The organism is Staphylococcus petrasii (genome assembly GCF_002902565.1).
Lineage (GTDB): Bacteria > Bacillota > Bacilli > Staphylococcales > Staphylococcaceae > Staphylococcus > Staphylococcus petrasii.
Map to the genome: position 1 here is coordinate 1 of NZ_PPRC01000096.1, position 3,989 is coordinate 3,989.

At 35.1% G+C, this 3,989-nt stretch carries 3 protein-coding genes, 6 tRNA genes and 1 rRNA gene; all 10 read right to left on the reverse strand.

The annotated features are described in order from the left end of the window. Positions 1 to 101: 101 nt before the first annotated feature. Positions 102 to 1,457, reverse strand: coding sequence for a phosphoglucosamine mutase (gene glmM, locus CD127_RS11320; protein WP_103366787.1), 1,356 nt, complete (start codon positions 1,455 to 1,457; stop codon positions 102 to 104). 34 nt (positions 1,458 to 1,491) lie between these two features. Next, positions 1,492 to 2,424: a CdaR family protein gene (locus CD127_RS11325; RefSeq protein ID WP_103366788.1), complete on the reverse strand. Its 933-nt coding sequence runs from the start codon at positions 2,422 to 2,424 to the stop codon at positions 1,492 to 1,494. Between the two features lies 1 nt (position 2,425). Further along, positions 2,426 to 3,232 (reverse strand): diadenylate cyclase CdaA, encoded by an 807-nt coding sequence (cdaA, locus tag CD127_RS11330; RefSeq protein ID WP_103299185.1) that lies wholly within the window; start codon positions 3,230 to 3,232, stop codon positions 2,426 to 2,428. Between the two features lie 163 nt (positions 3,233 to 3,395). Continuing rightward, positions 3,396 to 3,468 (reverse strand) — tRNA-Lys (locus CD127_RS11335). 3 nt (positions 3,469 to 3,471) lie between these two features. Further along, a tRNA-Gln gene (locus CD127_RS11340) sits at positions 3,472 to 3,546 on the reverse strand. Positions 3,547 to 3,552: 6 nt separating this feature from the next. Next, positions 3,553 to 3,636 (reverse strand) — tRNA-Tyr (locus tag CD127_RS11345). Positions 3,637 to 3,646: 10 nt separating this feature from the next. Next, positions 3,647 to 3,722 (reverse strand) — tRNA-Val (locus CD127_RS11350). A 7-nt stretch (positions 3,723 to 3,729) separates the two neighbouring features. Further along, positions 3,730 to 3,804: transfer RNA gene (locus CD127_RS11355), tRNA-Glu, on the reverse strand. A gap of 1 nt (position 3,805) precedes the next feature. Continuing rightward, positions 3,806 to 3,880, reverse strand: a tRNA-Asn gene (locus CD127_RS11360). A 12-nt stretch (positions 3,881 to 3,892) separates the two neighbouring features. Continuing rightward, a 5S ribosomal RNA gene (gene rrf, locus CD127_RS11365) occupies positions 3,893 to 3,989 on the reverse strand; the annotation flags it as partial.

Genomic DNA, 3,989 nt, shown 5'->3' on the forward strand with positions numbered 1-3,989 from the left:
TTAAAAATGTTGTTTGTTTATATATGTAAGCGCTTTAATTTTCAAAAATAATAAATAGGGTCTTACATTTATCTGTAAGACCCTTATTGAAATACTATATGTTATTTATCTAAACCCATTTTATCTTCAACTACATCAGCAATACGTTGTGCATAGCGTTGTGCATCTTCATCAGTAGCTGCTTCAACCATTACACGTACTAATGGTTCTGTACCAGAAGGTCTAACTAAAATTCTACCTTCACCATTCATTTCATCTTCAACTTCTGACATTACTTGTTTCACATCTTCATTTTCTTCAACGTGATGTTTGTCAGTAACTTTAACATTGATTAATGATTGTGGATATTTTTTCATTTGAGCTGCTAACTCACTTAAAGGTTTGCCACTCATTTTAACTACTGAGGCTAATTGAACACCTGTTAATAAGCCATCACCAGTTGTATTATAATCCATAAGAACGATATGTCCTGATTGTTCTCCACCTAAGTTGTAATTACCACGACGCATTTCTTCAACTACGTATCTGTCTCCAACTTTAGTTTTATTTGAAGCGATACCTTCATGTTCTAAAGCTTTATAGAAACCTAAATTACTCATTACAGTAGAAACAATCATATTATTATTTAATTCATTGTTTTTATGCATTGCTTGACCAATAATGAACATGATTTGGTCTCCATCAATGATATTTCCTTTTTCATCGACAGCGATTAAGCGATCTCCATCACCATCAAACGCTAAACCAAAATCACTTTCAGTTTCTACTACTTTTTCAGCTAATTGCTCTGGATGAGTAGAACCACATGCTTCATTGATATTATAGCCATCTGGGCTACAACCAATCGTTTCTGTATCAGCTTCTAAATCTCCAAATAAGAATGGAGCTAATGCAGAAGTTGAACCATTTGCACCATCTAAGACAATTTTCAATCCTTCTAAATCAACATCGATTGTAGATTTTAAATAGCTTAAATACTTTTGAGCCCCTTCAAAGTAATCAGAAAAATGTACAATATCTTTACCAACAGGTCTAGGTAACTCAGGATTTTCTTGATCTAATAAAGCTTCAATTTCATCTTCTTGATCATCTGATAATTTAAATCCGTCTGCGCCAAAGAATTTAATACCATTGTCTGCTACAGGGTTATGAGAAGCTGAAATCATTACACCTAACTCAGCACCCATTTCACGAGTAAGATAAGCAACACCTGGTGTTGAAATAATACCCAATCGCATTACTTCTGCGCCAATAGAGGCTAATCCAGCGATTAATGCTGATTCTAACATTTCACCAGAAACACGTGTATCTCTACCTACTAATACTTTAGGATGTGCTTCACCTTCATTATGTGCTAAAACATAGCCACCATAACGACCTAATTGAAACGCTAATTCAGGAGTTAATTCTTTATTAGCTATACCTCTTACTCCATCAGTACCAAAATATTTTCCCATTGTTAAATACTCCTTTATTTATTAAGAATTAAAATTATTTCAAGTTAATATGCGCTGTAACTTCATTTGTATCTGCCTTTTTAACTTTATCAGGTAAGTCAATCTTTACCTTTTTATCTGTTGAATCAGATATATCATCTAAATTCACTACAGCGTCAACTTCATTAACATCTTGCAATGTTTCTCTATTACCATAAATTTCAATTTCATCCTTATCTAATGAAATGTCATCAAGTTCTTTATCATCTGGTAATTGACCTTCAGTGTGCACATTAACTTTAACTTTCTTACTATAAGGTTCAACCTTTGTTGTTAACTTCACTTGATCGGGTTGTATATGCACGTTTAACTTATTAAGCTGTTTATCAAAAGCAGTTACATCTGCCACATCTGAAGTGTCTTTATTTAATTTATCTACGTCACGATAGGTAGCCTTAAGATAAGCAATTTTAGATAATTGTTGTTTCCCTCCTGTTACTTTTACAGTCTCAGGTTCAACTTTACTATTTTTTACTTTGTAATTAGCATCAATATCATTTTGACCTATATCAGGTTGTACATGCATTGTTTTAGAATCTTTATTCTCAAGAGTGATATAAGCTTGTTTAGGCTTGACGTTATAATTAATGTCATTACTTAATCCTTTGACTATATAGTCTTCCTTGTAATCACCTGCTTTGGCATTAGATAAATCAACAGTTACTTTAATATCATCCGAATTCTCTATTTTCAGTAGTTTGGACTGTGGCCCAGAAATCGTTACATTTACTGTGTCTGGAGCCTTAGTAACATGTAACTCTTTCGAATTATAAAGAACTTCCACAGGAACATCTTCAATAGTTTTAGATGAATTTTGAGATAAATTATTATTATTAAAAACATTACCAAAAACATTATTGACAGATAAGTAAAAGAATATAGCTAATACTAAAGCTATAAATCGTAAACCCCATTTACTTTCTAACATCTTATTTCACACCTTTCTTTTGAAAGTGTGTACCAAACCAATGTTCAGCTAATAATTCTTCAAAAACTTCTTCTGAAATGTCTCTACGTAATTTACCATCAAATGTAACGGATATTGATCCAGTTTCTTCGGACACAACAACAGTAAAAGCATCTGAAACTTCTGAAATACCTACGGCTGCTCTATGACGAGTACCTAAACTTTTAGAGATTTTAGAACTATCAGATAATGGTAGATAACTCGCAGAACTAGCAATTCTAGAATTTTGAATGATCATGGCACCATCATGTAAAGGTGTATTTGGTATAAAAACATTGATAAGCAATTCTTGTGATATTTCAGAATTCATTGCTATACCTGTTTCTATATAGTCTTGTAAACCGGTTTCTTTCTCAAAAACGATTAATGCACCAATACGTCTTTTAGCCATATATTGTACAGCTTTTGAAACTGCTTGAACTAATTTTTCTTCATCATGACTGTAGGTATTTGTATATCGTTTGAATAAACTTCCTCGACCTAACTGTTCTAATGCACGTCTAATTTCAGGTTGGAATATCACTATTAAAGCCAATACTCCCCATTGAATCACAATATCAAACAGCTTAGAAGTAGCAGTTAAATTAAGAATTTTACTGACTTGCTGACCAATAACTATAAATAAAATACCTTTAAGTAGCTGAATAGCCTTAGTACCCTTAAATACAGTAATGAGAAGATAAAGGACATACCATACAATAAGTAAATCAAGTACACTTGTAATTATTTTTAATGTACTTAGATTATCAAAAAAGTTGGAAAAATCCATAGCATCTCCTCCGAATATATTTTTCCATAGTCTTAATTATACCAATGAAAAACCTCACTGTCATATGAACAATTAAATTGAACAAAAAAATTTCTTATTATTTATAATGGTTAAAAAAACTTTAGAAAATAAAAAAAGCACCCCAATTTGGGATGCTTGTGAGTGAGCCATAGAGGATTCGAACCTCTGACCCTCTGATTAAAAGTCAGATGCTCTACCAACTGAGCTAATGGCTCTAATGGCTGGGCTAGCTGGATTCGAACCAGCGCGTGACGGAGTCAAAGTCCGTTGCCTTACCGCTTGGCTATAGCCCATTAAGATGGTGGAGGGGGGCAGATTCGAACTGCCGAACCCGAAGGAGCGGATTTACAGTCCGCCGCGTTTAGCCACTTCGCTACCCCTCCGACTTATAAATGGTGGAGAATGACGGGTTCGAACCGCCGACCCTCTGCTTGTAAGGCAGATGCTCTCCCAGCTGAGCTAATTCTCCAACAAAATGGTGACTCCTACGGGACTCGAACCCGTGTTACCGCCGTGAAAGGGCGGTGTCTTAACCGCTTGACCAAGGAGCCATGGCTCCGCAGGTAGGATTCGAACCTACGACCGATCGGTTAACAGCCGATAGCTCTACCACTGAGCTACTGCGGAATAATATGATATACCTGGCAACGTCCTACTCTAGCGGAACGTAAATCCAACTACCATCGGCGCTAAGGAGCTTAACTTCTGTGTTCGGCATGGGAACAGGTGTGACCTC